This is a genomic window from Longibaculum muris (assembly GCF_004343035.1).
In the GTDB taxonomy this organism is placed as follows: Bacteria; Bacillota_I; Bacilli_A; order Erysipelotrichales; family Coprobacillaceae; genus Longibaculum; species Longibaculum muris.
In genome coordinates this window covers 1-1,280 of sequence record NZ_SMCQ01000054.1, presented here as the reverse complement: position 1 = coordinate 1,280, position 1,280 = coordinate 1, and the positions used below count along the sequence as shown (strand labels likewise).

The following is a 1,280-nucleotide window of genomic DNA, read 5'->3' as shown; positions in this document are numbered from 1 at the left end:
ATGTCCAGCTGGACATATATAATTTCCTTCATCATCTTTGATAAAGTGTATTGATTTGTATCTGTTTTTTTCTGTTACTTTTTCTTTCTCTTTATAATATCCTGAATACTTCATATATAGCTCGATATTATTTTCTTTACAGTAACTATAATTATCATAACTTCCATATCCTGCATCTGCTGGTGTTCTTTTTGGTAGCTTTCCATATGCTTCTTTATATTTTTTCATAAATGGTATATATGTTTTCAAATCATTTCCATCACTACTAATATATATGTTTCTTATTATCCCATCACTTATCCCAAATTGGATATTATATCCTGGCTTAAATACATTTGTATGATTATAGTAATCGTATTTCATATGCATGAATGTTGCATCAGGATCTGTTTTAGAACAACTATTACGGTTTTGTAACATATCCATATGAATAGCATATTCCCACATCTTTAAAGCATTTTCTTTTAATTCCTCATATAGTTTTTGGATAGCTGGCTTTCTGCATCCTTTTCCATGCACCATCTGTATATTCTGATCCAGCATATATTTTTCTAATCTTTCACTGATAGTTAAAAGATAATCAATGCTTGGTTCTTTTAATAATGAATATCGAGTTGATATATTGACACTAGAAAAATAATTGTTTATTTTATGAATACAATTAAGTGTTCGTTTCCATCTTTTCGTTCTATTTCTAACAGTATTGGCACGCCAGATAAAAGTATTCTTATTGGCATTGGCTTCATATTTAGTCCCATCAATACATAAGACATCAGTATCAATATCCATATTTGATTCAAGATACTTATTGATATCATAAAAAATATCTTCAATATTCATAGTCAGATCATCATGAATAAATCTATGAAAAGACTGATGAGAAGGTTTTTGATTTTTAGCGATAAACATAAATCTGATATCAGTCTGACAAAGCTTTTCGAGGTCTCTGGTAGAAGCATAACCAAAAAGAGCTTTAGCTAGGATAACAAGATTGAACATCATAAAAGCATCATACCCATGAGAATTTCTATTAGAGAAGTCAACATATTTACACAAATTAATCCTTTCCGTAACTTCAAGAACAGTTCTACAAATATCATCATGAGGGATATCACTATCAAAAGATAAGTTAAAATCTAGTAGCATATAAGGTTGATATGCGTTATAATATGTCTCGTATATATTTGTTTTCATCGACTAAATTATACCAAAAAAAGCGCTCAAATGAGCGCTTTTTGCGTAATATGAAACTATAACATGTTTATTTACTCGTTACAGCC

Annotated in this window: 1 protein-coding gene; it reads right to left on the bottom strand. The window is 29.3% G+C overall.

Features of this window, described 5'->3' with window-relative positions; translation table 11 throughout:
- On the bottom strand, window positions 1-1,194 hold a 1,194-nt coding region (locus EDD60_RS15990), incomplete at its 3' end, for a transposase (RefSeq protein ID WP_132226561.1).
- Between the last annotated feature and the right edge of the window lie 86 nt (window positions 1,195-1,280).